The organism is Hydrogenothermus marinus, from assembly GCF_003688665.1.
Taxonomy (GTDB): domain Bacteria; phylum Aquificota; class Aquificia; order Aquificales; family Hydrogenothermaceae; genus Hydrogenothermus; species Hydrogenothermus marinus.
Genome location: NZ_REFO01000011.1, coordinates 255,035 through 279,869, shown reverse-complemented (window position 1 = coordinate 279,869; position 24,835 = coordinate 255,035). Strand labels below are relative to the sequence as shown.

General features: G+C 27.8%; 28 protein-coding genes. 21 read left to right on the top strand and 7 right to left on the bottom strand.

The window, feature by feature from the left end; genetic code table 11:
- Positions 1 to 7: 7 nt before the first annotated feature.
- From phoU to hisH, 7 genes are read left to right on the top strand one after another with little or no spacing between them, the layout of a single operon-like run.
- Positions 8 to 676 (top strand): phosphate signaling complex protein PhoU, encoded by a 669-nt coding sequence (phoU, locus tag CLV39_RS04470; RefSeq protein WP_121923040.1) that lies wholly within the window; start codon positions 8 to 10, stop codon positions 674 to 676.
- Complete coding sequence (locus tag CLV39_RS04465) at positions 663 to 1,676, top strand: sensor histidine kinase (RefSeq protein WP_245960308.1); 1,014 nt, start codon at positions 663 to 665, stop codon at positions 1,674 to 1,676. Before phoU ends, CLV39_RS04465 begins: the two co-directional genes overlap by 14 nt.
- Complete coding sequence (locus tag CLV39_RS04460) at positions 1,673 to 2,533, top strand: NAD(P)H-binding protein (protein WP_121923038.1); 861 nt, start codon at positions 1,673 to 1,675, stop codon at positions 2,531 to 2,533. Before CLV39_RS04465 ends, CLV39_RS04460 begins: the two co-directional genes overlap by 4 nt.
- Before the next feature lie 21 nt (positions 2,534 to 2,554).
- Positions 2,555 to 3,316 carry an alpha/beta fold hydrolase gene (locus tag CLV39_RS04455; RefSeq protein ID WP_121923037.1) on the top strand — a complete coding sequence of 254 codons (762 nt, stop codon included), beginning with the start codon at positions 2,555 to 2,557 and terminating at the stop codon, positions 3,314 to 3,316.
- Positions 3,313 to 4,011 (top strand): DUF3108 domain-containing protein, encoded by a 699-nt coding sequence (locus CLV39_RS04450; RefSeq protein ID WP_170145604.1) that lies wholly within the window; start codon positions 3,313 to 3,315, stop codon positions 4,009 to 4,011. Before CLV39_RS04455 ends, CLV39_RS04450 begins: the two co-directional genes overlap by 4 nt.
- A 47-nt stretch (positions 4,012 to 4,058) precedes the next feature.
- A complete protein-coding gene (trpA, locus tag CLV39_RS04445; RefSeq protein ID WP_121923035.1) occupies positions 4,059 to 4,829 on the top strand; it encodes a tryptophan synthase subunit alpha in 771 nt (256 codons plus the stop codon).
- A complete protein-coding gene (hisH, locus tag CLV39_RS04440; RefSeq protein WP_121923034.1) occupies positions 4,826 to 5,443 on the top strand; it encodes an imidazole glycerol phosphate synthase subunit HisH in 618 nt (205 codons plus the stop codon). Before trpA ends, hisH begins: the two co-directional genes overlap by 4 nt.
- Positions 5,444 to 5,473: 30 nt before the next feature.
- Here the strand turns inward: hisH and CLV39_RS04435 are convergent, their stop codons facing one another.
- From CLV39_RS04435 to thrC, 5 genes are all read right to left on the bottom strand, one after another.
- A complete protein-coding gene (locus CLV39_RS04435; RefSeq protein WP_121923033.1) occupies positions 5,474 to 6,541 on the bottom strand; it encodes a cytochrome-c peroxidase in 1,068 nt (355 codons plus the stop codon).
- Between the two features lie 230 nt (positions 6,542 to 6,771).
- Positions 6,772 to 8,058 (bottom strand): adenylosuccinate synthase, encoded by a 1,287-nt coding sequence (locus CLV39_RS04430; RefSeq protein ID WP_121923032.1) that lies wholly within the window; start codon positions 8,056 to 8,058, stop codon positions 6,772 to 6,774.
- A gap of 17 nt (positions 8,059 to 8,075) precedes the next feature.
- Complete coding sequence (gene rph / locus CLV39_RS04425) at positions 8,076 to 8,852, bottom strand: ribonuclease PH (RefSeq protein ID WP_121923031.1); 777 nt, start codon at positions 8,850 to 8,852, stop codon at positions 8,076 to 8,078.
- Positions 8,853 to 8,897: 45 nt separating this feature from the next.
- Positions 8,898 to 9,836 carry a ketopantoate reductase family protein gene (locus tag CLV39_RS04420; RefSeq protein ID WP_121923030.1) on the bottom strand — a complete coding sequence of 313 codons (939 nt, stop codon included), beginning with the start codon at positions 9,834 to 9,836 and terminating at the stop codon, positions 8,898 to 8,900.
- A complete protein-coding gene (thrC, locus tag CLV39_RS04415; protein WP_121923029.1) occupies positions 9,833 to 10,900 on the bottom strand; it encodes a threonine synthase in 1,068 nt (355 codons plus the stop codon). The genes CLV39_RS04420 and thrC overlap by 4 nt, the downstream gene beginning before the upstream one ends.
- A 117-nt stretch (positions 10,901 to 11,017) precedes the next feature.
- Between thrC and hisD the strand changes: the two genes are divergently transcribed.
- From hisD to CLV39_RS04345, 14 genes are read left to right on the top strand one after another with little or no spacing between them, the layout of a single operon-like run.
- Complete coding sequence (gene hisD, locus CLV39_RS04410) at positions 11,018 to 12,304, top strand: histidinol dehydrogenase (protein ID WP_121923028.1); 1,287 nt, start codon at positions 11,018 to 11,020, stop codon at positions 12,302 to 12,304.
- Positions 12,304 to 13,527, top strand: coding sequence for a cation:proton antiporter domain-containing protein (locus CLV39_RS04405; protein ID WP_121923027.1), 1,224 nt, complete (start codon positions 12,304 to 12,306; stop codon positions 13,525 to 13,527). The genes hisD and CLV39_RS04405 overlap by 1 nt, the downstream gene beginning before the upstream one ends.
- The gene (locus CLV39_RS08850) at positions 13,524 to 13,778 is read left to right on the top strand and encodes an N-ATPase subunit AtpR (RefSeq protein WP_121923026.1); all 255 of its coding nucleotides are present in this window, start codon (positions 13,524 to 13,526) and stop codon (positions 13,776 to 13,778) included. The genes CLV39_RS04405 and CLV39_RS08850 overlap by 4 nt, the downstream gene beginning before the upstream one ends.
- Positions 13,775 to 14,515 (top strand): F0F1 ATP synthase subunit A, encoded by a 741-nt coding sequence (locus CLV39_RS04395; protein WP_121923025.1) that lies wholly within the window; start codon positions 13,775 to 13,777, stop codon positions 14,513 to 14,515. The genes CLV39_RS08850 and CLV39_RS04395 overlap by 4 nt, the downstream gene beginning before the upstream one ends.
- 16 nt (positions 14,516 to 14,531) lie before the next feature.
- Positions 14,532 to 14,798: an ATP synthase F0 subunit C gene (gene atpE, locus CLV39_RS04390; protein ID WP_121923024.1), complete on the top strand. Its 267-nt coding sequence runs from the start codon at positions 14,532 to 14,534 to the stop codon at positions 14,796 to 14,798.
- A gap of 8 nt (positions 14,799 to 14,806) precedes the next feature.
- Positions 14,807 to 15,562: a F0F1 ATP synthase subunit delta gene (locus CLV39_RS04385; RefSeq protein WP_121923023.1), complete on the top strand. Its 756-nt coding sequence runs from the start codon at positions 14,807 to 14,809 to the stop codon at positions 15,560 to 15,562.
- Positions 15,549 to 17,036, top strand: coding sequence for a F0F1 ATP synthase subunit alpha (locus CLV39_RS04380; protein WP_121923022.1), 1,488 nt, complete (start codon positions 15,549 to 15,551; stop codon positions 17,034 to 17,036). Before CLV39_RS04385 ends, CLV39_RS04380 begins: the two co-directional genes overlap by 14 nt.
- Positions 17,033 to 17,872, top strand: a complete 840-nt coding sequence (locus CLV39_RS04375; protein ID WP_121923021.1) for a F0F1 ATP synthase subunit gamma — start codon at positions 17,033 to 17,035, stop codon at positions 17,870 to 17,872. Before CLV39_RS04380 ends, CLV39_RS04375 begins: the two co-directional genes overlap by 4 nt.
- Positions 17,869 to 19,233 carry a F0F1 ATP synthase subunit beta gene (gene atpD, locus CLV39_RS04370; RefSeq protein ID WP_121923020.1) on the top strand — a complete coding sequence of 455 codons (1,365 nt, stop codon included), beginning with the start codon at positions 17,869 to 17,871 and terminating at the stop codon, positions 19,231 to 19,233. Before CLV39_RS04375 ends, atpD begins: the two co-directional genes overlap by 4 nt.
- A complete protein-coding gene (locus tag CLV39_RS04365; RefSeq protein ID WP_121923019.1) occupies positions 19,214 to 19,606 on the top strand; it encodes a F0F1 ATP synthase subunit epsilon in 393 nt (130 codons plus the stop codon). Before atpD ends, CLV39_RS04365 begins: the two co-directional genes overlap by 20 nt.
- A gap of 1 nt (position 19,607) precedes the next feature.
- On the top strand, positions 19,608 to 19,883 hold the full coding sequence (locus CLV39_RS04360) for an AtpZ/AtpI family protein (RefSeq protein WP_121923018.1): 276 nt from the start codon (positions 19,608 to 19,610) through the stop codon (positions 19,881 to 19,883).
- Positions 19,880 to 20,770 carry a Ppx/GppA phosphatase family protein gene (locus CLV39_RS04355; RefSeq protein WP_121923017.1) on the top strand — a complete coding sequence of 297 codons (891 nt, stop codon included), beginning with the start codon at positions 19,880 to 19,882 and terminating at the stop codon, positions 20,768 to 20,770. Before CLV39_RS04360 ends, CLV39_RS04355 begins: the two co-directional genes overlap by 4 nt.
- Positions 20,757 to 22,790, top strand: coding sequence for a polyphosphate kinase 1 (gene ppk1, locus CLV39_RS04350; RefSeq protein WP_121923016.1), 2,034 nt, complete (start codon positions 20,757 to 20,759; stop codon positions 22,788 to 22,790). Before CLV39_RS04355 ends, ppk1 begins: the two co-directional genes overlap by 14 nt.
- Complete coding sequence (locus CLV39_RS04345; protein ID WP_121923015.1) at positions 22,772 to 23,254, top strand: SixA phosphatase family protein; 483 nt, start codon at positions 22,772 to 22,774, stop codon at positions 23,252 to 23,254. Before ppk1 ends, CLV39_RS04345 begins: the two co-directional genes overlap by 19 nt.
- On the opposite strand, the gene rsgA is transcribed toward CLV39_RS04345, so the two are convergent.
- Entirely contained in the window at positions 23,255 to 24,112 is an 858-nt protein-coding gene (gene rsgA / locus CLV39_RS04340) for a ribosome small subunit-dependent GTPase A (protein ID WP_121923014.1), read from the bottom strand.
- Positions 24,109 to 24,780 (bottom strand): acireductone synthase, encoded by a 672-nt coding sequence (mtnC, locus tag CLV39_RS04335; protein ID WP_121923013.1) that lies wholly within the window; start codon positions 24,778 to 24,780, stop codon positions 24,109 to 24,111. Before mtnC ends, rsgA begins: the two co-directional genes overlap by 4 nt.
- Between the last annotated feature and the right edge of the window lie 55 nt (positions 24,781 to 24,835).

Genomic DNA, 24,835 nt, shown 5'->3' with positions numbered 1-24,835 from the left:
AAAGAAAATGCTTATAAAACCAAAACTTGAAGAAATAAGAAACAAACTTATAGAAATGGCAGATTTATCTGTAAGAATGTTAGAAAATGCAGTAAAATCTATTGTAGAACATAATCCAGAACCATTAAAAACAGTAGAAGCTTTAGAAGAAGTTGTAGATAAATTAGAAGTTGAAAATGAAAGTTTAATTATTACAACTATAGCAAGATACCAGCCAGAAGCAAAAATACTTAGATTTTTAATAATGGATTTATTTGTAAATAGAGATTTAGAAAGAATAGCAGACCATGCAGAAAATATAAAAGAGCAAGCAGAAAGAATTATTAAAAAACCAAAACTTAAAGAATATGTTGATTTACCTTTAATGTCAGATATAGCTTTAAAAATGGTAAAAGATGCAGTAAAATGTCTTGAAACCTTAGATACAGAACTTGCAAGAGATGTTATTAAAAGAGATGATAAAGTAGATGCATTAAATGAGCAGATAATAAGAGAAATTTATACATATATGGTAGAAGATCCTAAAAATATTAAAGTAGGAATAAGATTAATAACAGTTGCTTCAAATATTGAGAGAATAGCAGATATAGCAACAAATCTTGCAGAAGAAGTAATTTATATGAAAGAAGGAAAAATGCTTAGACATCAAGAAGTAGATGAAAATGGAAAATCCTAAAAAAATAAATATTGCAGATTTAAAGACATTTTTAAAATTTTTAGATTTTTTAAATGAAGGAATTATTGTTATAGATGAAAATAAAATTGTAAATTATGCAAATAAATATGCAGAAAATCTTCTTGGAGTAAAAGAGCCTGAAGGTCAACATTTTTCAGAAGTTATAAAAAACAATTATCTATATTCAATAGTATCCCATAAATATAATGAAGATATTTATCAAACTGAAATAATAATAGATAGTAAAAAATTTTTAGTAAAAGTTTATAACATAGATAATAAAAAGTTTGTGCATCTTACAGATATTACCCCTTTTGAAGTTTACAAACAAGCAAAAAAAGATTTTGTCTCAAATGTAAGTCATGAGCTAAAGACACCTATAGCAGTATTAAAAGGAGCAATAGAAACTTTAGACCAAGAAGAAAAGGATAAAGATAAAAAAAGATTTATATCTATGGCTTTAAAAAGAATAAATCAGATGGATACATTAATAAATGATCTTCTAATTATTGCAAGACTTGAATCAAAAGAAGATAAAGTAGTAAAAACGCAGATAGATTTAAAAAGATTTATAAATGATGTATATGAAGATTTATCTCATCTTACAAAAGAAAAAAATATAAACTTTAAAAATAATATAAAAGAAAATTCAATTATATATGGAGATGAGCAAAAATTATCTATACTTTTTAAAAATCTTATAGAAAATGCTATAAAATATAATAAAGATAATGGAGTAGTTGAAGTAAACTCTTTTGAAAATGGAAAATATATAGTAGTTGAAGTTAAAGATACAGGAATAGGTATTCCTAAAAAAGCTTTACCTTTAATATTTGAAAGATTTTACAGAGTTGATAAATCAAGGAGTAGAAGTGTTGGTGGAACAGGTCTTGGCCTTTCTATTGTAAAACATATTACAGAAGCTCATAAAGGTAAAGTTGAAGTTGATAGTAAACTTGGAGAAGGCTCAAGTTTTAAAGTATATTTACCAAAACAATGAAAATTTTAATTACAGGCTCAACAGGCTTTGTAGGAAGATATATAGCAAATAAACTTTCAGAAAAATATAAATTAATCCTTCCTGTAAGAAATTTTGAAAAAGCAAAAAATGTATTGAATATAAATGAGAATATAGAGCTGCTAAAATTTTCAGAAGAGTTAAATAAAATAGTAGAAGACACAAAACCTGATATAGTTATAAACTTGCTTGGTATTTTAAAAGAAGATAGAAAAAATAATATAACCTTTGAAAAGGTTCATTATATCTTTACAGAAAAACTAATTATTGGTTCTAAAAAAGTAGGAGTAAAACATTTTATTCAGATGTCAGCTCTTGGTGCAGATATAAAATCTAAAAGCAGATACCAAAAAACAAAGGCAATGGCAGAGCAAGTAATAAAATCTTCAGGTTTAAATTATTCAATATTTAGACCTTCTATTATATTAGGAAAAGAACAGCTTTTATTTAAACAGTTTAAACAAGTAGCAAGATATTTACCTTTCTTTGTAGCTCCAAAAGGGAAATTGCAACCAGTTAATGTTCTTGATGTTAGAGATTGTTTTATTAAAGTAGTTGAAGATTTTAAACAGAATAATATTTATGAACTTTGCGGTCCAAAAATAATAACTTACAAAGAGTTATTTCAATTTGCATTAAACTATTTAAATATAAAAAAACCAGTACTAGAATTAAATAGATATTTTTTACTACCAACAGCCATATTAGGTTCTATTTTTGATTTCTTACCAATAAATTATGACCAATGGCTTATGCTTAAAAATGATAATATTTGCAGTGGTAAATACGAAGGTGTAAAATCTCTTTTAAAAGATATAAGAGATCCATTTAATATTTAAAAATAAAAAAGGAGGATAAAAATGAAAATATCAGCTCAAAAAGCAGTATTATTTTTACATGCATTTCCATTAAATAGTGATATGTATAAATATCAGTTTGAAGCTTTAAATAAAGAAGGAATTTCTTATATAGCAGTAGATTATCCAGGATTTGGTAATACTCCTGTTTTTGATACATTCCAAGATTTAAGACAATACACAGATTATATAGTTTCTAAATTATATGAAGCAGGAATTAAAAAAGTTGTTCCTGTTGGTGATTCTATGGGTGGATATATAATGTTTGATATGTGGAGAAGACATAGAAAACTTATAGAAGGTTTTGTTTTTGTATCAACAAGAGCAGAATCAGATACTCAAGAGCAAAAAAAAGTTAGACAAGCTACTATTGAAAGAGTGAAAGAAGAGGGAATAGATTTTCTTATAGAAGCTATGCTTGAAGTTCAAACTTCACCAGCTACAAAAAAAGATGATAAAAAAATGAAAGAGCTTGAATGTATAATGAGAAAAGCAACAAAACAAGGAATTATTAATGCAATTACATCTTTAGCAAATAGAGAAAATAATTTACCTATATTAAAAGAAATAGATGTGCCTACTATAGTTATAGCAGGAAAAGATGATGAAAAAGTAACACCACCAGAAATAGTAAAAATAATAGCAGATGGTATAAAAGGTTCTAAATATCAGGAAATTGAAAATGCGGCGCACCTTCCACCATTTGAAAATCCAGAAAAATTTAATGAGATATTAATAAACTTTTTAAAGGAAATAGGATTTTGAAGAAAGCTTTCTTAATATTCCTTATCTTTTTTTCTTTTTTAAAAGCAGAAACTTTAAAAACCTGCTATAAAGGTTATTACTTTTTTTTACCTTTAGTTGAAGACTGTATTATATATGAAAATGGAAAAATAACTGCAAAAGCTCATTCAACACCTATAGGCTCTTTATTTAAAAAAGTTGAATATTCAGGATATGCTATTTATAACAAAGAAAATTTAGATTCTAAAAAGTTTTACTTTGTCCAAAAAGAAGGAAAAATAAAATTTATCCATGAATATACTTTTTCAAAAGATTATATATTTTTCAAAAAAACAGAATATAGATTAAAAGATAATCAATATATTTTCAGGAAAAAGATTGAGAAAAAAATAAAAAATAACAACTATAAAGACCCATTTACATCTTCTATATATCTTTATACCATTGTAAAAAAACAGAAAGAAGGTAATCTAAATATATTTTATGATGGAAAAGGTTATAAAGTTCCTTTTAAAGTATTAAATGAAAATGAAACTATAAAAGTAAATGGCAAAAAATATAAAACAATAAAAGTATGGCTACATCCAAATTTTAAAACAAGAGGACTTTTAAAACCTACAGGAAACTGGATTATATGGATAGATAAAAAACTAAATATTCCTGTAAAAATGAGTATATCTTTTACAATTGGAAGCTTTAATTTATATTTAGAATAAATTCTAACTGGTATAATAATTAAAAACAATCTTATGTTTGGTGAGTAATGGCAGATATTTTAAAAGTTTTTGAAACAAGAAAACCTTTAATATGCTATTTTATGGCAGGTTATCCTTCTATTGAAGATAGTATAAAAACAGCTCAAGCTTTAATAGATAGTGGAGCAGATATATTAGAAGTTGGCCTTCCATTTTCTGATCCAGTAGCTGATGGTCCAACAATTCAAGTTGCCCATGAAAAAGCAGTAAAAGATGGAATTACACCTTTAAATGTTTTTGATATAACAAAAAAGATAAAAGAAGAAAATCCTAACATTCCTTTAATATTAATGACATATTTCAATCCTGTTTTTAGATTTGGTGTAGAGGAATTTTGTAAAAAGTCGCAAGAAAATGGTATTGATGGATTTATAATACCAGACTTACCACCTGAAGAGGCTACTGAGTTTAAAGAAATTGCAAATAAAGAAGGTTTAAAAACTATATTTCTACTTGCACCAACCTCAGATGAAGAAAGAATAAAATTAGTAAGTAAATTTTCTGATGATTTTATATATTATGTTTCTTTAACAGGTATTACAGGAGCAAGAGATACTTTGCCTTGGGAAGAGATAAAACAGAAAATAAATGAGATAAAAAATATTACAGGAAAATATGTTGCTGTTGGTTTTGGTGTTTCAAAAAAAGAACATTCTCAAATTTTATCTAAGTTTTGTGATGGAATTATAGTTGGTAGTGCAGTTGTTAAACTTCAAGGAATGAAAGATTTTGAAGGAATTAAAAATATTGTAAAAGATATAAAAGAGGGTATAAGTTGATTGTAGTTGTTGATTATGGAATGGGAAACTTAAGAAGTGTAGCAAAAGCTTTTGAGAAAGTAGGCTTTAATATAAAGGTTTCATCAAATCCAAAAGATATAAAAGATGCTAAAGCTATAGTTGTGCCCGGTGTTGGTGCTTTTGGAGATGCAGTTCATAACCTAAAAAGATTTAATCTTTTTGATGAAATTATAAATCATATACAAGAAGGAAAACCTTATTTTGGAATTTGTCTTGGACTGCAACTTCTTTTTGAATATGGGTATGAGTTTGGAGAACATGAAGGTTTTGGAGTATTAAAAGGAAAAGTTGTTAGATTTGAGAATAAAGAAGGTTATAAAATTCCTCATATGGGCTGGAATCAGGTTTGGATAAAACAAAAAGAAGGTTTATTTTCAGATATAAAAGAAGGGGAATATTTTTACTTTGTTCATTCTTATTATGCAAAACCTGAAAATAAGGAAGATATAGCATCTACTACAGATTATATAACTGATTTTTGCTCTGCAATTCAAAAAGACAACATATGGGCTGTTCAGTTTCATCCGGAAAAAAGTCAAAAGGCAGGATTAAAATTAATATCTAATTTTAAAAATTTTGTTGATAAATATTAATTAAGAAGGGGCTAAAGCCCCCTTCAAATTTTAAAACTCTGGTTTTGGAGTTTTATCTGTTGATGGTGGTAAAACAGGTGTTTTTAAAGCATCTTCAGGAAGTTTTCCTGTTAAAGATTTTAAAAATGCAACTATATCTTCAACTTGTTGATCTGTTAAATCTTTACCAAGCTGTGTTTTAGCCATTATTCTAACTGCATCTTCTAATTTCCATACACTACCATCATGGAAGTATGGATAAGTTTCAGCTATATTTCTAAGAGATGGTACTTTAAATACAAACATATCTGCTTTATTTTTTGTAACTCCAAATCTACCAAAATCAACTTTTATTGCAGGAGATTCTTTTAATACATAAGGATAAGTTTCTTTCCAGTATTCCTCAACTTGTCCAAATTTCATAAACATTGTTCCACCTATAGCTGGGCCATTATGACATCCTGCACAACCTACTGAAATAAATGTTTTTAGGCCTCTTTTTTCTTTTTTTGTTAATGCATTTGTATTTCCATTTAAAAATTCGTCAAATCTTGAAGGAGTCATTAAAGTTCTTTCAAAAGCTCCAATAGCTTTTCCAATATTTTCAAATTTAACAGGATCAGAATCATTTGGAAAAGCTTTTTTGAAAAGTTCTACATATTCAGGAATTGATTTTACTACCTTTACAACTCTTTCTTTCGTAGGCATTCCCATTTCTATTGGATTTAATATAGGACCTAATGCTTGTTCTTCTACATCTTTTGCTCTTCCATCCCAAAACTGAGCAATATGAAGAGCCGCATTGTAAACAGTAGGAGCATTTCTTGGACCTATTGCCCATTTATGTCCTACAGATGTTGGAGTATTATCAACTCCATATCTTGCTAAATTATGACAAGAATTACAGCTAATTATATTACTTCTTGAAAGTCTTGTGTCATAATAAAGCATTTTTCCAAGTTTTACTTTCACTTGTGTTACAGGATTTTCAGGATTATTAGCTACTTTTGGTAAAGGTTTAAAAAGATTCTTTGCCTGATTTAAAAGATCTGTATCAGAAGCAAAAGAAGATACTGAGAACATCAAAGCTGAACCTAAAACTGCAGTTAGTTTTTTCATTTCCATCCTCCTTAATAATAATTATTATTAATTATAATAATAAAATTATTATTAATTATAATAATAAAAATTTGAAACGAAGTCAATTTATTTATAATAATCTCTACAGATAAATATACATCAATTTTTGAATTATAAAAATATCTCGGTAAATATCAATATTTCCCATAATTTAAAGCATTAGGAAGTTTATCAACTTTAAAACTGAATACCCAAATCTTTCTTCTTTACTATATCCATACATATTCTGATCTTTCTGGGCCTGTAGAAAGCATTACTACCGGTGTTTCTGTCTCTTCTTCTATTGTTTCTATAAATTTCCAAGCTTCTTTTGGAATATCTTCTTTTTTCTTTATTCCTTTTGTTGATTTATCCCAGCCTTTTAAAGTTTTGTAAATAGGTTTACATTTTTCAAGAACTTGTAAAGATGCAGGAAAATCTTTTATTATTTCTCCTTCATACTCATAAGCAGTAGCTACTTTTATTTCGTCAAAATGATCCAATACATCTAATTTTGTAATAATTATTCCATCCATTCCATTTATACGAGATGCAAATCTTAAAGCTACTAAATCAAGCCATCCACATCTTCTTGGTCTTCCTGTAGTTGTTCCATATTCATGGCCTTCATCTCTTAGTTTTTGACCAATTCCATCGTTTAGCTCTGTAGGAAATGGACCAGCTCCAACTCTTGTAAGATATGCTTTACTTACACCATAAACCTTTGCTTTTCCAATCTGCTTTGGTGAAACTCCTGTACCATTACAAAGTCCTAAAGCTGAAGAATTTGAGGATGTTACATAAGGATAAGTTCCCATATCAATATCAAGCATTGTTCCTTGAGCACCTTCAAATAAAACTTTTTTGTTTCCTTTTAATGCTTTATAAAGCATTAATGAAGTATCTGCTACAAGAGGCTTTATTTTTTCAAACATTTTTAATGTTTCAAAGTAAACTTTATTTAAATCTATATTAATAGTTTCTCCATATACTTTTTCTGCTATTTCTTTTGCTTCATTAACTGCAGATTCAAGTCTTGTTCTAAAATAGTTTGGATCATATAAATCTGCTATTCTTATTCCTGTTCTTGCATACTTAGACATATAAGCAGGACCAATTCCTTTTAATGTAGTACCTACTTTATTTTTTCCTTTTGCTTTTTCTGAAAGCATATCTAAGATTTTATGATGAGGAAAAACAATATGGACTCTATCACTTATGAAAAGCTTTCCTTCAAAATCTCCAACAACTTCTTTTACTTTATCCATCTCTTTTAAAAGCTCTTCAAAAGAAACAACCATACCATTTGAAATAATATTTTTCTTACCTTCATGTAATATTCCTGAAGGTATTAAATGAAGGGCATACTTTTTATCTCCAACAATTACTGTATGGCCTGCATTACTTCCACCTTGGTATCTAACTATATATTCAAAATCTTCAGCTAAAAGATCAACTATTTTTCCTTTTCCTTCATCTCCCCATTGTGAACCAAGAATAACAAGAGAATTATCCATTAACAACAGCCTCCTAATTATTTATCCTCAAAGTAAAATTCTTTTATATCCTTTCTTTTCCAATGTCCAAGTGAAGGTACTCCTTCAATAAACTGCTTTTGAATATTTATTAATTTTTCTATACCAAGTTTTCCATATTCAATCATTTTATTTAGATGTTCTTGAGAAAATGTAAACTCTTCACCTGTTGCTTGTATCTCTACAAACTCTCCACTTCCAGTCATTACAAGATTCATATCTACTTTAGCCGCTGAATCTTCTTTAAAGTTTAGATCTAAAACAACTTCATTTCCATACACACCAGTAGATATTGCAGCTATAAAATCTTTTAAAGGATTAGATTTTACTTTTCCTGCTTCTGTTAGTTTAATCATTGCATCAGCAACTGCTATAAAAGCTCCAGTTATAGATGTAACTCTTGTTCCACCATCTGCTTGTAAAACATCACAATCAACCCATAAAGTTCTTTCACCTAATTTTTTTAAATCTACAACTCCTCTTAAAGATCTACCTATAAGTCTTTGTATTTCTTGAGTCCTACCTGAAGGAGAACCTCTTACAACTTCTCTTATATTTCTACTTTCTGTAGAGCGAGGAAGCATTGAATATTCTGCAGTTATCCAGCCTTGCCCTGATCCTCTTAAAAATGGTGGTACTTTTTCTTCTACAGATGCAGTAACTACTACTTTTGTGTTGCCAACTTCTATTAATACTGAACCTTCCGCATAAATATTAAAATCTCTTGTTATCTTTACAGGTCTTATCTGAGTTGGTTTTCTTCCATCAGGTCTCAAAAAATTTCCTCCATATTAAATTCACAAACATTTAATTTTACCATATCAAGAATTGGTTTCTTTAAATTTTATAAGTCTTGTAATTGTTTCATTTACAGGAACTTTTACTCTTTTTTCCTGTCCAAGCTTTACAATAGCTCCATTTAAAGCATCTATTTCTGTTTTTCTCCCTGATTTTATATCATAATACATTGATGGATAATGGTCTTTTGTTGGTGGTATAAGTTTTTCATAAAAATAATCTATATATTCTTTTGCTGTTTTCCATCTTAATTTTATTTTATGAAGTTTTGCAACTTTAAATATCTCAATAATTATCTTATTCATTAATCTTCTTGTTTCTTCATTTTCAGCTAAATCTCCATAAGAACATTCTAAGATAGCTCCAAGTGGATTTAATGCACAGTTATAAAGAATTTTATCCCATAAAATCTGATAAACCTCTGGAGAGTATCTTGCTGGTATTCCAGAGTTATTAATATAATCTACTATCTGTTTAACCTTTTCTTCATCTGCTAAATTTTCAGGCTGTCCTATTACAACATCATCTGCATTAACTGTAATTTCCACTTTCCCAGGCTTTAAAACCTTTGATCCAAATATAACTCTTGCAAGAAGAATATTTTTAGCAGGAATATATTTCTTTGCAGTTTCATAATTTCCATATCCGTTTTGAGCAAGCATTAAAAAAGTATTTTCTTTTACTAAATCTTTTAAATCTTTAACTGCTTTTTCTGTATCATAAGATTTTACAGAAAGTATAATTAAGTCAAAATTTTTTTCTGGAAGTTCATTAATATTTGAATATATTCCATTTAGTTTTGCTTGATGATTTCCCCATATACCTGAAACTGATACTTGATTATTTTTTATCTCTTTTAAATATTTTTCTTTAGTAATTGCATAAACTTTATAAGCATTTTCTTTTAAAAAGGTAGCAAATGCAGTTCCTATTGCTCCAAGTCCATAAATTAAAACTTTCATAATCCTAGATATTTTGCAATTTCATTAATATCAGGAGGTAGTTCTATAGGTTTTTCGCTCATTTTTATTGCAGTATCTGGGTCTTTTAAACCGTTTCCTGTCAAAGTACATACAATAGTTTCATTTCCTTTAAATAAACCTTTTCTATAAGATTTTATAAGTCCTGCTATTGATGCTGCAGATGCTGGTTCACAAAATACCCCTTCTGTTGATGCAACTAATTTATAAGCTTCAAGTATTTCCTCATCTGATACTGCATCTATAAATCCATTACTTTCTCTTGCTGCTTGAAGAGCTGGTTGCCAGCTATAAGGGTTTCCTATTTTTATTGCAGTTGCTATTGTTTGAGGATTTTTTATAGGAAAACCTTTAACTATAGGTGCAGCTCCTTCTGCTTGCCAACCTATCATTCTTGGAAGTTTTTTTGATTTTCCTTCTTTATGATATTCTTTATATCCTTTCCAATATGCAGTAATATTACCTGCATTCCCAACAGGAATAAAATGAAAGTCTGGTGCATCACCAAGCTGATCTATAATCTCAAAAGCAGCTGTTTTTTGTCCTTCTATTCTATAAGGATTTACCGAGTTTACTATCTCTACCGGATATTTTTCTCCAATTTCCCTTACTATTGTTAAAGCATCATCAAAATTTCCCATTAATGCAATTATCTTTGCTCCATATATCATTGCTTGAGATAACTTTCCAATTGCAACTGCACCTTTTGGAAGAAGAACATAAGCTTTCATTCCTGCTCTTGCTGCATAAGCTGCTGCTGATGCTGAAGTATTTCCTGTAGATGCACATATTACTGCTTCTTTACCTGCTTCTTTTGCTTTTGTTATGGCAAGGGTCATTCCTCTATCTTTAAAAGATCCTGTTGGATTTAATCCTTCATATTTTAAGAAGATTTTTAAGTTTTTATCTGGAGCTATAGCTTTTGATAAGTTATAAGCATCAATTAAAGGAGTATTTCCTTCATAAAGACTAACTATAGGAGTATTATCATCTACAGGTAAATATTTTGAATAAGCCTTTATTATTCCTTGCCATTTATAAGTCAAAATAAAAAATCCTCCTCATTGTTTAGATAGATATTATATCATTCATTTACACTATAGACATTAAAGCAATAGAAATATAAACTTAATATAGAAGAAAAAAAAGAAAGGAGTACCTAAATGAAAATAGTAGATTTAAGACATAAAGATTTTACAAAAGATGAAGATATTCAAAAGTTAATTAAAAGAAGTGAAGTAGATTTTGAAGAGTATGAAAAATCTGTAAAAGAGATAATTAAAAATGTAAAAGAAAAAGGGGATAAAGCTTTAATTGAGTATACAGAAAAATTTGACAATATAAAAATAAACTCTCCAGATGAACTTGTAATTGGGTTTGAAGAGTTAGAAGAAGCTTATGTTAACATTGAAGATGATGTTAGAAATGCTTTAGAAGTTGCAGCTGAAAGAGTAATGGATTTTCATCAATCTCAACTTGAAAACTCTTATATAAATGAGGAAGAAGGAATAATATTAGGTCAAAAGGTTATACCTCTTGAGAAAGTTGGGCTATATGTTCCTGGTGGAAAAGCGGCATACCCTTCAAGTGTAATAATGAATGCCATTCCTGCAGTAGTAGCAGGAGTAAAAAATATATATATGACATCTCCAAATCCAAATAAATATACCCTTGCAGCAGCTTATATATGTGGAATAGAAAAAGTTTATAGATTAGGTGGAGCTCAAGCAATAGCTGCTCTTGCTTATGGAACAGAAACAGTAGAAAAAGTAGATAAAATAGTTGGACCTGGAAATATTTATGTAGCTTTAGCCAAAAAAAATGTTTATGGAGTAGTTGGAATAGATTCAATAGCTGGCCCTTCAGAAATACTTGTTATTGCAGATAAAACTGCTAATCCAAAATGGATAGCAGCAGATCTATTATCTCAAGCAGAACATGATGAAATGGCAGCTTCTATTCTTATAACAGATGATGAAAATTTAGCAGAAAGAGTTCATGATGCAATATATGCAGATCTGCTTTTAAAAATGCCAAGAAGAGATATTATAGAAAAATCATTAAATAACTATGGAAAAATATTTATTGTTAATAACATAGAAGAAGCTTGTGCAGTAGCTAATTTTATAGCTCCAGAGCATCTTGAGCTTGTAGTAAAAGAACCTTTTTCTTATCTAAATGATATAGAAAATGCAGGAGCTATATTCTTAGGTGAATATTCAACAGAGCCTTTAGGAGATTATGTATTAGGTCCAAATCATGTACTTCCTACTGCAGGAACAGCAAGATTTTCCTCACCACTTGGAGTATATGATTTTGTAAAAAGATCTTCAGTTATATATGTTTCTAAAAAAGGATTTGATAGAGTTAGCAAAATAGCATCAGATATTGCAAAAGCAGAAGGTTTAATAGCTCATAAATTAAGTGTTGATATAAGAAGAAAGGATTAATGGATTTATCTTTTTTTAAAGAAACTTTATTTGAGATAGGTTTAATACTAGTTGTTGGTTATCTTTTTGGAAATATTGCTAATTACTTTAAACTTCCAAGGGTAAGTGGATATATTGTTGCTGGAATATTAATGAGTCCTTATGTTTTCAATATTATTGATAAGCAGTTTTTAGATAAATCTGATATTATTACCCATGCTTCTTTATCTATTATCACATTTTTAATAGGTGCATCTTTATCTTGGAAAAATATAAAATCTCTTGGGAAAAGTATCTCATTTATAACTTTAGGAGAGGCAGAATTAGCATATTTATTTGTTTCTATTGCTATGTTTTTATATTTTTTCTTTACACAACATTTAGATATTAAAGTTTTATTTGCTTTATCTTTATTATTTGGAGCTTTAGCATCTCCTACAGATCCAACAGCGACCCTTGAAGTTATTCATGAATATAAAGCCAAAGGTGTTCTAACTACAACTGTTCTTGGAGTTGCAGCTCTTGATGATGCAACAGGAATAATGAACTTTGTTCTTGGTTTTGCAATAGCTAAATCTGTAATGTCTGGACAAAATTTAGAAATTTTAAATATTTTTTTTAAAATCCTTTATCAGATAGGTGGAGCTGTTTTACTTGGTATTGTAATGGGATTTTTAATGCATTACTTAGGTAAGTTTGCAAAAGAAAGAAAAGAGGTTGTTACTGTAACTGTTGGTATTTTATTTTTAACATTTTCTATAGCACATGCAGTTAATGTAGATGAACTTTTATCTACTATGACAACAGGAATTACTTTAGTTAATATAGATAAAGAGAATGAAAAATTTAAAGGACCTCTTGAAAATTATATTGAGGATGTAATATTTACTGCATTTTTTGTAGTTGGTTCAGCATTTTTAAATATAAAGCTTATTTTTGTATTCTTACCTTTAGTTTTAGTTTATATTCTATCCAGATTTATTGGTAAATTTACTGGCGTTTATATTGGAGCTCATTTATCACAAGCACCAGAAAAAGTAAAAAAATATCTAGCCTTTGCTCTCTTTCCTCAAGGTGGTATAGTAATTGGTCTTGCTTTGCTTTCTTATCAAACTCCAGAATTTAAAGATTTTGGTTTAATTCTTGTTAATATGGTAATTGGAGCTACGGCAATTCACGAGTTCTTAGGCCCTGTGTTTTCTAAACTTGCTTTAGAAAAAGCTGGTGAAATAGAAGAGGTATGAAATTTTTTATATCTTTCATTGTAGGTTATATTTCAGGAATTATATATTTTTATCATCTTTATAAAAGTATTAAAAATGCTATTTTAAATAAAAAAATGAACTTAAAGTTCTTTTATAGATTTTTATTTTTATCAGTTATAGCTATCTTAGTTGCTTACTATTTTAAAGCTGGAATTATATTTTTTTTAATAGGATTTTATTTATCAAGGTTGACCTTTTCTAGATATTACCTTAAATTAAAGTTATTATGAATGTAGCTGAAAAAGTTTTTACAAAAGAGCTTTTTGATTTTGGATATATAACTATTGAGAATATAAAAATCCATCTTGCTCTTACAGATGTTGTAATAACAACATGGATAGCAATGGCTGTAATAATAGTTTTAGCATTTATATTTACAAGAAATCTAAAAATAAAAAATCCATCTACAAAGCAGATTTTTATAGAAACATTACTAATAGCAATAGCTAAACAGATTAAAGATTTTGCTCAGATGCCAATCTCACCTTTTTTTAATTTTATAGCTACAATATGGATATTTGTAGCATTTTCAAATATTATTGGAATGGTACCTCCATTTCATACACCAACAGGGGATATTTCGGCAGTGGCAGGGCTTTCTACAATTACATTATTTTCTATATATTATTATGGTGTCAAATTTCATGGTTTAAGCTATTTTAAAAAATTTTTTGAACCTGTTTTTATATTATTTCCTTTAAATATAGTAGGTGAATTTGGAAGAATATTGTCTTTAACATTTAGGCTTTTTGGGAATATGCTTGGATGGGACTTAATTATTGCTATTTTAGTTCTTTTAACAGCAGTAATTGTACCTGTTCCTATGATGCTTTTTAATATACTTGGAGATATTATTCAGGCATACTTATTTGGTATTCTTACTCTTGCTTATATAGTTGCAGGATTAAAGGTTGAAGAGTTAGATAAAAAGTTAGCATATTTAAAAGAAGACTGGTATGAACTATAAATAAGGAGGGAAAATTATGGATTCACTTACAATTATAGCAGCAGTATCAATATTTACAGCAGGTATTACAATAGCAATTGGTGGAATGATGCCTTCAAGAGGAGAAGGTGAAGCTCTAACAAAAGCTATAGAATCTGTTGCAAGACAACCAGAACAAGCAAATACAATTATAAGACTTTTCTTTATTGGTGCTGCAGTTGTTGAATCTGTTGCTATCTATTCTTTGGTAATTGCTTTAATTATACTTTTTGCAAATCCATTTATACATCTTTTTACAAAATAGGATAAAAAATGAAGTTTGATTTATTAACTTATCTTTTTGAGATTATAAACTTTTTTATTCTACTATGGATTTTGAAAAAGCTACTTTATAAACCTGTTATCTCTGTTTTGAAAAAAAGAAAAGAGTATATTGATACAAAGATAAGAGAAGCAGAAGAAGCTCAAGCAAAAGTAGAAAAGCTTAAACAAGAATATGAAAAACTATTACAAGATATAGAAAATATAAAAAAGGCTAAATTAGCAGAGATAACAAAACAAGTAGAAGAAGAAAAAGAAAAGTTGTATAAACAGATGAAAGCAGAACTTGATGCAGAAAGAGAAAAATTTTTAGAATCTCTTCAGATAGAGAAAAAGGAAGTAATCAATGAGATTAAGGAGTTTATTATAAACTACTCTCTTCAGTTTGTTTCTAAAATATTAGTTAAGGTTTCTGATGAAAATTTACATAAGAATTTATTCAAATTAGCCCTTGAAGCCATTGAAAATTTACCAGATGAAGATAAAAAATCCATATCAGAAGAATTAAAACATCAAAAATTTATTTTAATTGAAACTGCATATCCTTTAACAGAAGAAGAAAAAAACAAGCTGAAAGATTTAATAAAAAAAGAGTTTGGTATTGAAGTATCTATAAAAGAAGAAGAGAAAAAAGATTTAATTGCAGGAGTTAGCATACATATTGGTTCAAAACTTATAGATTTATCTCTTGAAGGCCAGTTATCTGTATTTCAAAATATAATGAGGAAAAAAATTGAAAGCTATTAATGGAATAGATAGATTTAAAGAAGCAATAAAAGAAGCAGTAAAAGATTATCAATTAAAGCCACTAATTGAAGAAGAAGGTGTTGTTGAATCTATAGAAGAAGGTCTTGCTAAAATTAGAGGTCTTCCAAATGTCCAGTTTTATGAAGTTGTAAAATTTGAAAATAATATAAATGGAATAGTTATAGATATAAAAGAAAATTTTTTAACAGCTATAATACTTGAAAAAGAAAAAAATGTTGAAGTAAATAGTATTGTTTACAGAACAGGCCATATAATATCAGTACCTGTGTCAGAAGATATAGTAGGTAGAATGGTTAATCCTCTTGGTAAACCTCTTGATGAAAAACCACCCATAAAAACTTCAACTTATTATCCTGTAGAAAGAGATGCACCTGCTATTTTTGATAGAGATTTTGTAAAAGATCAGCTCTACACAGGTATTAAAGTAATAGATTCTATGTTTCCTATTGGCAAAGGGCAAAGAGAGCTTATTCTTGGTGATACCTCTACAGGTAAAACTACCTTGGCAGTTGATACTATACTAAATCAGAAAGATAAAAATGTAATCTGTGTATATACTGCAATAGGACAAAGAAAACAGGCAGTTTTAGATGTCTACTCAACTTTAAAAAAATATGGAGCTCTTGATTACACAGTAATTGTAGCCGCAACATCAGATCAAAATCCTGGACTTAAATTTTTAGCTCCATACTCAGCAACTGCAATAGCAGAATATTTTCTTGATAAAGGCAAAGATGTTTTAATAGTTTATGATGATTTAACAAAGCATGCTTTTGCATATCAAGCTTTATCTCTTTTACTAAAAAGACCTCCAGGAAGGGAAGCTTATCCAGGAGATATTTTTTATATACATTCAAGACTTTTAGAAAGAGCTTGTAAAATAAAAAATGGTGGCTCAATTACGGCACTTCCTATAGTAGAAACTCAAGCAGGGAGAATTTCTTCATATATTCCAACAAATGTAATATCTATCACTGATGGACAGATATATCTTGATGCAAATCTTTTTAATATAAATCAAAGACCAGCAGTAGATGTAGGAAAATCAGTTTCAAGAATTGGAGGAAAAACTCAAATACCAGCTTTAAAAGATGTTGCAGAATCTTTAAGACTTTATTATGCTCAGTTTTTAGAAGTTGAGATATTCACAAAGCTTGGAGTAAAAGTGTTTGGAGAAACTGAAAAGATAATAAGAAGAGGAAAAAGATTAAGAGAGCTTTTAAAACAACCAAAAAGAAAACATTATCAGGTTGAACAACAAGTAATTATCTTTTTTTTATTAAATGAAGGTTATTTTGATAAATTACCAGAAGATCAGGTTAATTATAATGCAGACTTTGTTTTAGAAAGATTAGAAAAAGAAAAACCAGAAATACTAAAAGAAATTAAATACTCAAAAGTTTTAACAGAAAACCTAAAAAAAGAAATTAAAGATTTTGTAGAAAAGTTATGAATACAACAAAAGATATAGAACTGAAAATACATAAGTTTGAAGGCATCAAAAAAATAGTAATATCTATGAAATCTATAGCCTCTTTAAACCTACAAAAAGCTCAACATCTAATTGATAGTATTAGAGAGTATGAATCACAAATAAATGAAACATTAAAAGGTATATTATCTTACTATCCTGATATTAATTTATCCTTTGCAAAAGGCAAAAAAGCTGTAATTGTTTATGGCTCAGATCAAGGTCTTTGTGGTCTTTTTAATGAAAAATTAGCAAATTTTGTCCAAACAGAATTTAAAGAAAAAGAAGATTTTTATGGATTTATTGTAATTGGAAAAAAATTAGATGATTTTATTACCGATAATAAAATAAAAACCTTTCCAGCGCCTATAGATTATGGTTCAATTTATTCTTATGCTACAAACTTAATGGAGTTTTTATCAGATCTTTATATATCAAATCAGATAAATGAGATATATCTTTCTTATAATCAATTTGTAGGAATAGGTAAATTCAAAACAGTAATAAAAAAAGTAATACCGTTTGAGATAAAAAGAAAAAATATTTATGAATATCCTCCTATTGTTGATATAAATCCTATAGAGATATTATCCTCTTCAATTATTGAGTATATATACTCTAATGTTTTTAGAGCTTATATTGAGTCTTTCATATCTGAGAATGGTGTTAGGATGATGAATATGAATAATGCATCTAAATCAATAGAAAAAAGTATTAATAAATTAGAGATAGAAAAAAATTATTTTCGTCAAGAAGAAATAACAAATGAGATAGAAGAGATTATATCAGCTTATAAAGTTTTGGTAGGTGAAAAATGAGTGGTAAGATAGTAGCTATTAGAGAAAGTGTTATAGATGTTTCATTTCCTGAAAATGATATACCATTTATTAGAGAAATTCTTATAGTTGAAGAAACTCAAACAAAACTGGAAGTGCAACTTCTTAAAGAAAATAACATAGTTTCTTGTATTGTTCTTGGGAAAAGTATTGGAATTTCAAAAAGTATGAAAGTAAGAAGAACAAGAAAATATCTAACAGTTAAAGTTGGAGATGAAGTTCTTGGAAGGACTTTAAATGTAGTTGGAGAACCAATAGATAAACTTGGAGAAATAAATTCAGATAAAGAGTATCCAGTCTATAGAGACCCCCCTAAAATTACTGAAGAATCAGAAAAAAAAGAAATTCTTGAAACTGGTATAAAAATGGTTGATCTTCTTACACCGTTTGTTAAAGGAGGTAAAGTAGGACTTTTTGGCGGTGCAGGAGTTGGAAAGACAGTTTTATTAACAGAATTTATATTTAGAATGATAAAGATACATAAAGGTATATCTGTTTTTGCAGGTGTTGGAGAAAGAATAAGAGAAGCACATGAACTTTGGCATGAACTTAAAAGGGTTAATGTTTTAGACAAAACTGTTTTAGTTTTAGGACAGATGAATGAGCCTCCAGGGATAAGATCTAGAACTATATTCCCTGCTCTTTCTATATCAGAATATTTTAGAGATGAAAAAAATACAGATGTTTTATTTTTAGTTGATAACATCTTTAGATATGCCCAAGCTGGAATGGAAGTTTCTACATTACTTGGAAAACTACCAGCAAGAGCAGGTTATCAGCCAACATTAAAAGAAGAAATAGCATCTGTAGAAGAAAGAATAACCTCTACCAAAAAAGGATCTATTACATCTGTTCAGGCTATATATGTACCTGCAGATGATATAACAGATCCAGCACCTTCAAGTACTTTTCCTCATCTTGATAGTATCGTAATTCTTTCAAGGGAAAGAGCCGCAAAAGGATTTTATCCAGCAATAGATCCACTTTTATCAAATACAAAAGTTTTAGACCCTGAGATAGTTGGCATGGAGCATTATAATGTTGCAAATCTTGTTAGATATCATCTTCAAAGATATAAAGATTTAGAAGATATTATCAATATGCTTGGTATAGAAGAACTTTCTCAAGAAGATAGACTTATAGTTCAAAGAGCAAGAAAGTTAGAAAGATTTTTAACTCAACCATTTTTTACAACAGAAGCTTTCACAGGAAAAAAAGGTAAAAATGTACCTTTAAAAGAAACTATAAAAGGCTGTAAAGAGATTATAGATGGTAAATATGATGATATAGATGAAGCAAGATTTTATATGATAGGAGTTGTAGATGAAGCTATTAACCCTTAATTTTATAACTCCAGAAAAGAAGGAAAGCTATAAAGCAAAATTTATTTCTCTTGAAGATAAAGTTGGAAGTTTAGGAATTTATCCTAACCATGAAAGATATATAACAGTTTTAAATAGATCCATTGGTTATTTTATTGATGAGAATGAAAGTAAAAATTTTTTTGCTTATGATTATGGAATTTTAAAAGTAGAAAATAACTCTGTATCTATAATTACAAGAATATTTTTAAAAGGAAATTCAGTTGAAAGTTTAAAAGAAGAATTAGAAAAAAAATCTAGTAGAATTGATATATATGAAAAACAGTTAAGAGAAAATATAAAGATATTAGAAAGAACAATTTTAAAAAATATTGTAGAAATAGAAAGGTCTTAAAATGTCAGATTTTTTTAAAGATATAAAAGAAAAGATAAATAAATTAGAACAAAAAAAAGAAAAAAATATATGGTATGCTCTTACTTATATTGGAAGTATAAGTATTATCTTTTTACTTCCTGTTGTTTTAGGAGCATATATTGGCTGGTGGCTTGATGGAAGCTATAAAATTGGTAAAACTTCTTGGACAATAACAGGAATTCTCATAGGAATTTTTATTGGCATCTATAATATATATCAAATTGTTTATAAAAAAGATATAAAGGATTTTAAATGAAAAAAATAGTAGTAATAGATATAGGTTCAAACACTGTTAAACTTGTTTTGTATTCACTACAAGGAAAAAAAATAAAACAAATTTTTAAAAACTCTTATTATCTTAGGCTATTAAATTATCTAAAAGATGGAAAAATCACAGAAGAAGGAATAAATAAATTAGAAAATCTGATAAAAGATTTTTATAATGAAGTGAAACAGATAAATCCAGACTGTGTAATATCTTTTGCAACATATATAATAAGAGTTGCAGAAAATAAAGGTGAAATAATAAAAAGATTAAAAAAATATTTTGATATTCAAGTATTATCAGGGAAAGAAGAAGCTTATTACTCAGCTATAGGTGCATTATTGGATATAAAAGAAAAACAAGGATTAATATTTGATATAGGTGGCGGAAGTTTAGAAATTTGTGAAATAGAATCTTTAAAAAAGAGTAAATCTATAATAGATACTGAAAATTGTAAAAGCTATCCTTTAGGAACTTTAATATTTAAAGATTATATGAAAGATGGGAAAATAGAAGATGAGATAGCAATAAGAAGAAAAATTAGAGCTTTTGTTAATCCTTATGATTTTAAATTATACGAAACAAATATTATTGTAGGGGTTGGCGGTAGTATAAGAGCTTTAAAAAAGATAGCTGGAAAGAAAAGAATAAAAAAGAAAAAACTTAAAGAGATAGTAGAAAAAATAAAAAATATGACAGCATCTGAAATTATGGAGATTTATCCAATTTCTTTAGAAAGAGCTAAAACAGTAGCTGTTGCAAGTATTGTTGCTTTAGAACTAATGGATATCTTTAAAGCTAAAGAACTTGTAATTTCTAAGTATGGTATAAGAGAAGGAATAATTTACGAAAAGGTAGTAAAAAATGGGGAATGCTAAAAAGGATATAAATCTGGATAATCCTAAGCTTTATATTAATAGAGAACTTAGTTGGCTTGAATTTAATAAAAGAGTTTTAGAAGAATCAGAAGATGAGAATAATCCTCTTCTTGAAAGGCTAAAATTTATAGCTATCTTTTTCACGAATTTAGATGAATTTTTTATGATAAGAGTAGCAGGATTAAAAAAATTAGTTTCTGCAAATGTTAATACCCCTTCTTTTGATGGTTTAACACCAAAAGAACAACTTTCAAAAATAACAAAAAGAACAAATCAACTTTTAAAAGAAACAGAAAAGCAGTATAAACATCTGTTATCTAAGTTAAAAGAAGAAAAAATTCATATACATAGTTATAAAAAACTTTCTAAAAATCTAAAGAATAAAGCAGATAAATATTTTGAAGAGTTTGTATATCCTATATTAACACCTTTAGCAGTAGATCAGACTCATCCATTTCCTCATCTTTCATCTTTAAGTTTCAATATTATTGTTGAGATGATTTCTGAAGAAATACAATTTGGACTTGTTCCTATTCCAAAAATCTTGCCAAGATTTATAAGATTAAAAGAAAATGGTAAAGAAGAACATTATATATATTTAGAAGATTTAATAATTAACCATATTGATAAACTATTTCCAAATCAAGAAATAAGGAATGTAGCAACATTTAGAGTTACAAGAGATGCAGATATTGTAATACAAGAGCTAGAAGCAGATGATTTACTTGAAGAGATAGAAAAAGGTTTAAGAGAAAGAAGATTTGGAAAACCTGTAAGACTTGAAATAAAGGGTGGTTCTGAGTTTATACTAAACTTTTTAAAAGATGAGCTTAATATAAAAGATTATGATGTATATAGAATGAATATACCTTTAAATCTTTCTGATTTATGGACTTTATATAGAAAAATAGATAGACCTGATTTAAAATTTCCTCCTTATGTATCTTACTATCCACCTCAATTTAATGTAGAAAAAATATTTAATATTTTAAAAAAAAATGAGTACATAATTTTTACACCTTATGAATCATTTGATCCTATTGTAGAATTAGTAGAAGAAGCAGCAGAAGATCCAAATGTTCTTGCAATAAAACAAACTCTTTATAGAGTAGGTAAAAACTCACCTATAGTTGAAGCTTTAAGTAAAGCCGCTCAAAATGGAAAAGAAGTTACAGCAGTAGTTGAGATAAAAGCAAGATTTGATGAAGAAAGCAATATAGTATGGGCAAAAAGATTAGAAGAAGATGGAGTTCATGTAATATATGGAGTACCTGGATTAAAAACACATGCAAAAATATTAATGATTGTAAGGAAAGAAGAAACAGGATTAAAAAAATATATCCATCTTGGAACTGGAAATTATAATATAGAAACTTCAAAAGTATATTCTGATATTCATTTTTTAACTTCAGATAAAGACATAGGAGATGATGTTAACAAAATATTTAATTTAATAACCGGATATTTCCATCCACCAAAGCTAAATAAACTTTTTATATCACCAGTAAATCTAAAAGACAAAATTTTAGAGCTTATCAAAGAAGAAACTAAATATGGTAAAGATGGCAGAATTTTAGCAAAAATGAATTCCTTAGTTGATCCTGAAATTATTAAAGCCCTTTATAAAGCATCTCAAGCAGGAGTTAAAATAGATTTAATAGTAAGAGGTATATGTTGTTTAAGACCAGGTATTGAAAATATTAGTGAAAATATTAATGTAATTAGTATAGTTGGAAAATATTTAGAGCATGCAAGAATATTTTATTTTAAATCTGGTGGAGAAGAAAATATATTCATTAGTAGTGCAGACTGGATGCCAAGAAATTTCCACAGAAGAGTAGAAACCCTTGTTCCAATAGAAAAAAAAGAGCTTAAAGAAAAGCTGAAATCAATTTTAGAAATTCAGCTAAAAGATACTGCTAAAGCAAGGATATTAACTTCTTCAGGGGAATATATAAGACCTAAGAAAAGAGATTTTAACTCTCAGGAGGTGTTTGAAAAATGGGTAAGAAAGATATAAGAAAAATATTTTTAGTAAGACATGCAAAAGCAGAAAAAAGAGAAAATTGGGAAGGTGATGATTGCAAGAGACCTTTAACAGAAGAAGGAGAAAAAGAGTTTAGAAAGTTTACAAATTTTATTGTTCAGATATTACCTGAAGATATAAAAATAATATCAAGTCCTTGTGAAAGAGCTTTAAAAACAGCAAAGATTTTAGCAGAAGTTTTATATAAAGAGGTTAATATAGAAGAAAATCTTTCACCAGATGCAGAGCCTGAAGATTATTTAGAAGTAGTAAAAAATTATGAAGGTAATATTGTATTAGTAGGACATGAACCTGACTTAAGCCTATTTTTAAATGAAATTACCTGTATAAGTCCAAATAGAGTTGCTTTCAAAAAAGGAACAGTAGCTGAGATAATAGAAAAAAAAGATAAATTTCTTTTAGCAGGATTTTACAGACCAAACTTTTTAAAAAGCTAATTATTTTGCTTTTTCTAATATTTTTAAATAATTTTCATATCTCTTAGGGGATATTTCTCCTTTTTCTACTGCTTCTTTGACTTTACAACCAGGTTCTTTTGTATGTGTACAATCTGAAAATTTACAACTATATCTTAAAAACTCTCTAAAATGATTTTTAATCTCTTTTTTGTCCATAAACAAGGATGCATCAACACTTGAAAAACCGGGAGTATCAGCAATAAATGAGTTTTCTCCAAACTTAAAAAGTTTAATACCTGTTGTGGTATGTCTTCCTCTTTCTGTTTTTTTAGAAACATCTCCTGTTTCTAAATCTATATTTAAAATTTTTGATACTAATGAACTTTTACCTGTTCCTGAAGGTCCTGCTGTGATAATAATATCCCCTTCTAGAGATTTTTTTAACTTATCAATACCTTCGCCTGTTTTTGTACTTACTTTATAAACTTGATAGCCTGCATTTTTATAAAGATTTTCAATATCTGTAAGCTCTTTATTTTCTTCTTCGTTTAATAAATCAATCTTATTAAAAACAATTACCGGTTCTACTTGAAAATAATCATATATTACAAGAAGATTATCAAGAAGGAAATCATCAAAAGGTGGCATTTTTAATGTTTGAAGAATTAAAGCTTTATCAACATTTGCTACTTTTGGCCTTATTAAAAGATTTTTTCTATTTTCTATCTGTTCTATTGCAAAATTTTCATTATCTATGATCTTACCAAGAACATAATCTCCTGCATATATCTTTGTCTTTTTTAAAACCTTTTTTCTTGGAATACCTGTATATACTTTTCCATCTATATAAACACCTATATATTTAGCTTCTCTATCTACAACTAATCCTTTTTTCATAAATCTATCTCCTCAAAACTTTTAATCTGTTTATATGGAAAATTTTCCAAATATGGCACATCTTCAGGCCTTGAAACTTTAATTACTTCAAGTCCTGCTTCTTTTGCTGCCTTTATCTCATCAGGATTATCTGATAAAAATAGAATTTTTTCAGGTTTTAAACCTATTTCTTTAGCTATCTTTTCATAAGAGCTTTTTTCTTTTTTACTTCCTATTTTTAAATCAAAATGTCCTGAAAACCAATCTAAAATATTTCCATACTCTGTATAAGAAAAAAATAATTTTTGAGCATTAACAGAGCCAGAAGAGTATATATAAAGCTTATATTTATCTTTCCATTGTTTCATTTTTTCATAAGCATCTTTATAAATAGGAGCTTTTAATTTTCCTGTTTCAAATCCTTCTTTCCATATATATCCTTGAATTTCTTTCAATGGATCAATCTTTTTATCTTCATCTATCCATCTTTTTAATGTTTTTATAACTTCTTCATCTGTTAAATTTTTACCTTCTATTTCTCTAACTTTATCTAAAATATGCTTTACTTTTTCTTTATTATTTTTTATGTAATTTTCCATTTTTTCCATAGAATAAGGAAACATTACATCCTTAACAAAAGATATAGGTGATACTGTACCTTCTATATCAAGTAATATAGCTTTTATCATTAATTTCCTCCATGTAACATAAGATATAATTTTTGGATAAAGATATTCTTATTTT

Coding starts and splice junctions, on each gene's coding strand:
- CLV39_RS04355 (WP_121923017.1), top strand. CDS start 19,880: ATGAAAAAAATAGTAGTAATAGATATAGGTTCAAACACTGTTAAACTT.
- atpE (WP_121923024.1), top strand. CDS start 14,532: ATGGATTCACTTACAATTATAGCAGCAGTATCAATATTTACAGCAGGT.
- phoU (WP_121923040.1), top strand. CDS start 8: ATGCTTATAAAACCAAAACTTGAAGAAATAAGAAACAAACTTATAGAA.
- CLV39_RS04375 (WP_121923021.1), top strand. CDS start 17,033: ATGAATACAACAAAAGATATAGAACTGAAAATACATAAGTTTGAAGGC.
- CLV39_RS04405 (WP_121923027.1), top strand. CDS start 12,304: ATGGATTTATCTTTTTTTAAAGAAACTTTATTTGAGATAGGTTTAATA.
- CLV39_RS04365 (WP_121923019.1), top strand. CDS start 19,214: ATGAAGCTATTAACCCTTAATTTTATAACTCCAGAAAAGAAGGAAAGC.
- CLV39_RS04465 (WP_245960308.1), top strand. CDS start 663: ATGGAAAATCCTAAAAAAATAAATATTGCAGATTTAAAGACATTTTTA.
- CLV39_RS04360 (WP_121923018.1), top strand. CDS start 19,608: ATGTCAGATTTTTTTAAAGATATAAAAGAAAAGATAAATAAATTAGAA.
- hisD (WP_121923028.1), top strand. CDS start 11,018: ATGAAAATAGTAGATTTAAGACATAAAGATTTTACAAAAGATGAAGAT.
- atpD (WP_121923020.1), top strand. CDS start 17,869: ATGAGTGGTAAGATAGTAGCTATTAGAGAAAGTGTTATAGATGTTTCA.
- CLV39_RS04345 (WP_121923015.1), top strand. CDS start 22,772: ATGGGTAAGAAAGATATAAGAAAAATATTTTTAGTAAGACATGCAAAA.
- CLV39_RS04420 (WP_121923030.1), bottom strand. CDS start 9,836: ATGAAAGTTTTAATTTATGGACTTGGAGCAATAGGAACTGCATTTGCT.
- CLV39_RS04460 (WP_121923038.1), top strand. CDS start 1,673: ATGAAAATTTTAATTACAGGCTCAACAGGCTTTGTAGGAAGATATATA.
- CLV39_RS04430 (WP_121923032.1), bottom strand. CDS start 8,058: ATGGATAATTCTCTTGTTATTCTTGGTTCACAATGGGGAGATGAAGGA.
- CLV39_RS04435 (WP_121923033.1), bottom strand. CDS start 6,541: ATGAAAAAACTAACTGCAGTTTTAGGTTCAGCTTTGATGTTCTCAGTA.
- CLV39_RS04385 (WP_121923023.1), top strand. CDS start 14,807: ATGAAGTTTGATTTATTAACTTATCTTTTTGAGATTATAAACTTTTTT.
- ppk1 (WP_121923016.1), top strand. CDS start 20,757: ATGGGGAATGCTAAAAAGGATATAAATCTGGATAATCCTAAGCTTTAT.
- CLV39_RS08850 (WP_121923026.1), top strand. CDS start 13,524: ATGAAATTTTTTATATCTTTCATTGTAGGTTATATTTCAGGAATTATA.
- trpA (WP_121923035.1), top strand. CDS start 4,059: ATGGCAGATATTTTAAAAGTTTTTGAAACAAGAAAACCTTTAATATGC.
- rsgA (WP_121923014.1), bottom strand. CDS start 24,112: ATGAAAAAAGGATTAGTTGTAGATAGAGAAGCTAAATATATAGGTGTT.
- CLV39_RS04455 (WP_121923037.1), top strand. CDS start 2,555: ATGAAAATATCAGCTCAAAAAGCAGTATTATTTTTACATGCATTTCCA.
- CLV39_RS04395 (WP_121923025.1), top strand. CDS start 13,775: ATGAATGTAGCTGAAAAAGTTTTTACAAAAGAGCTTTTTGATTTTGGA.
- mtnC (WP_121923013.1), bottom strand. CDS start 24,780: ATGATAAAAGCTATATTACTTGATATAGAAGGTACAGTATCACCTATA.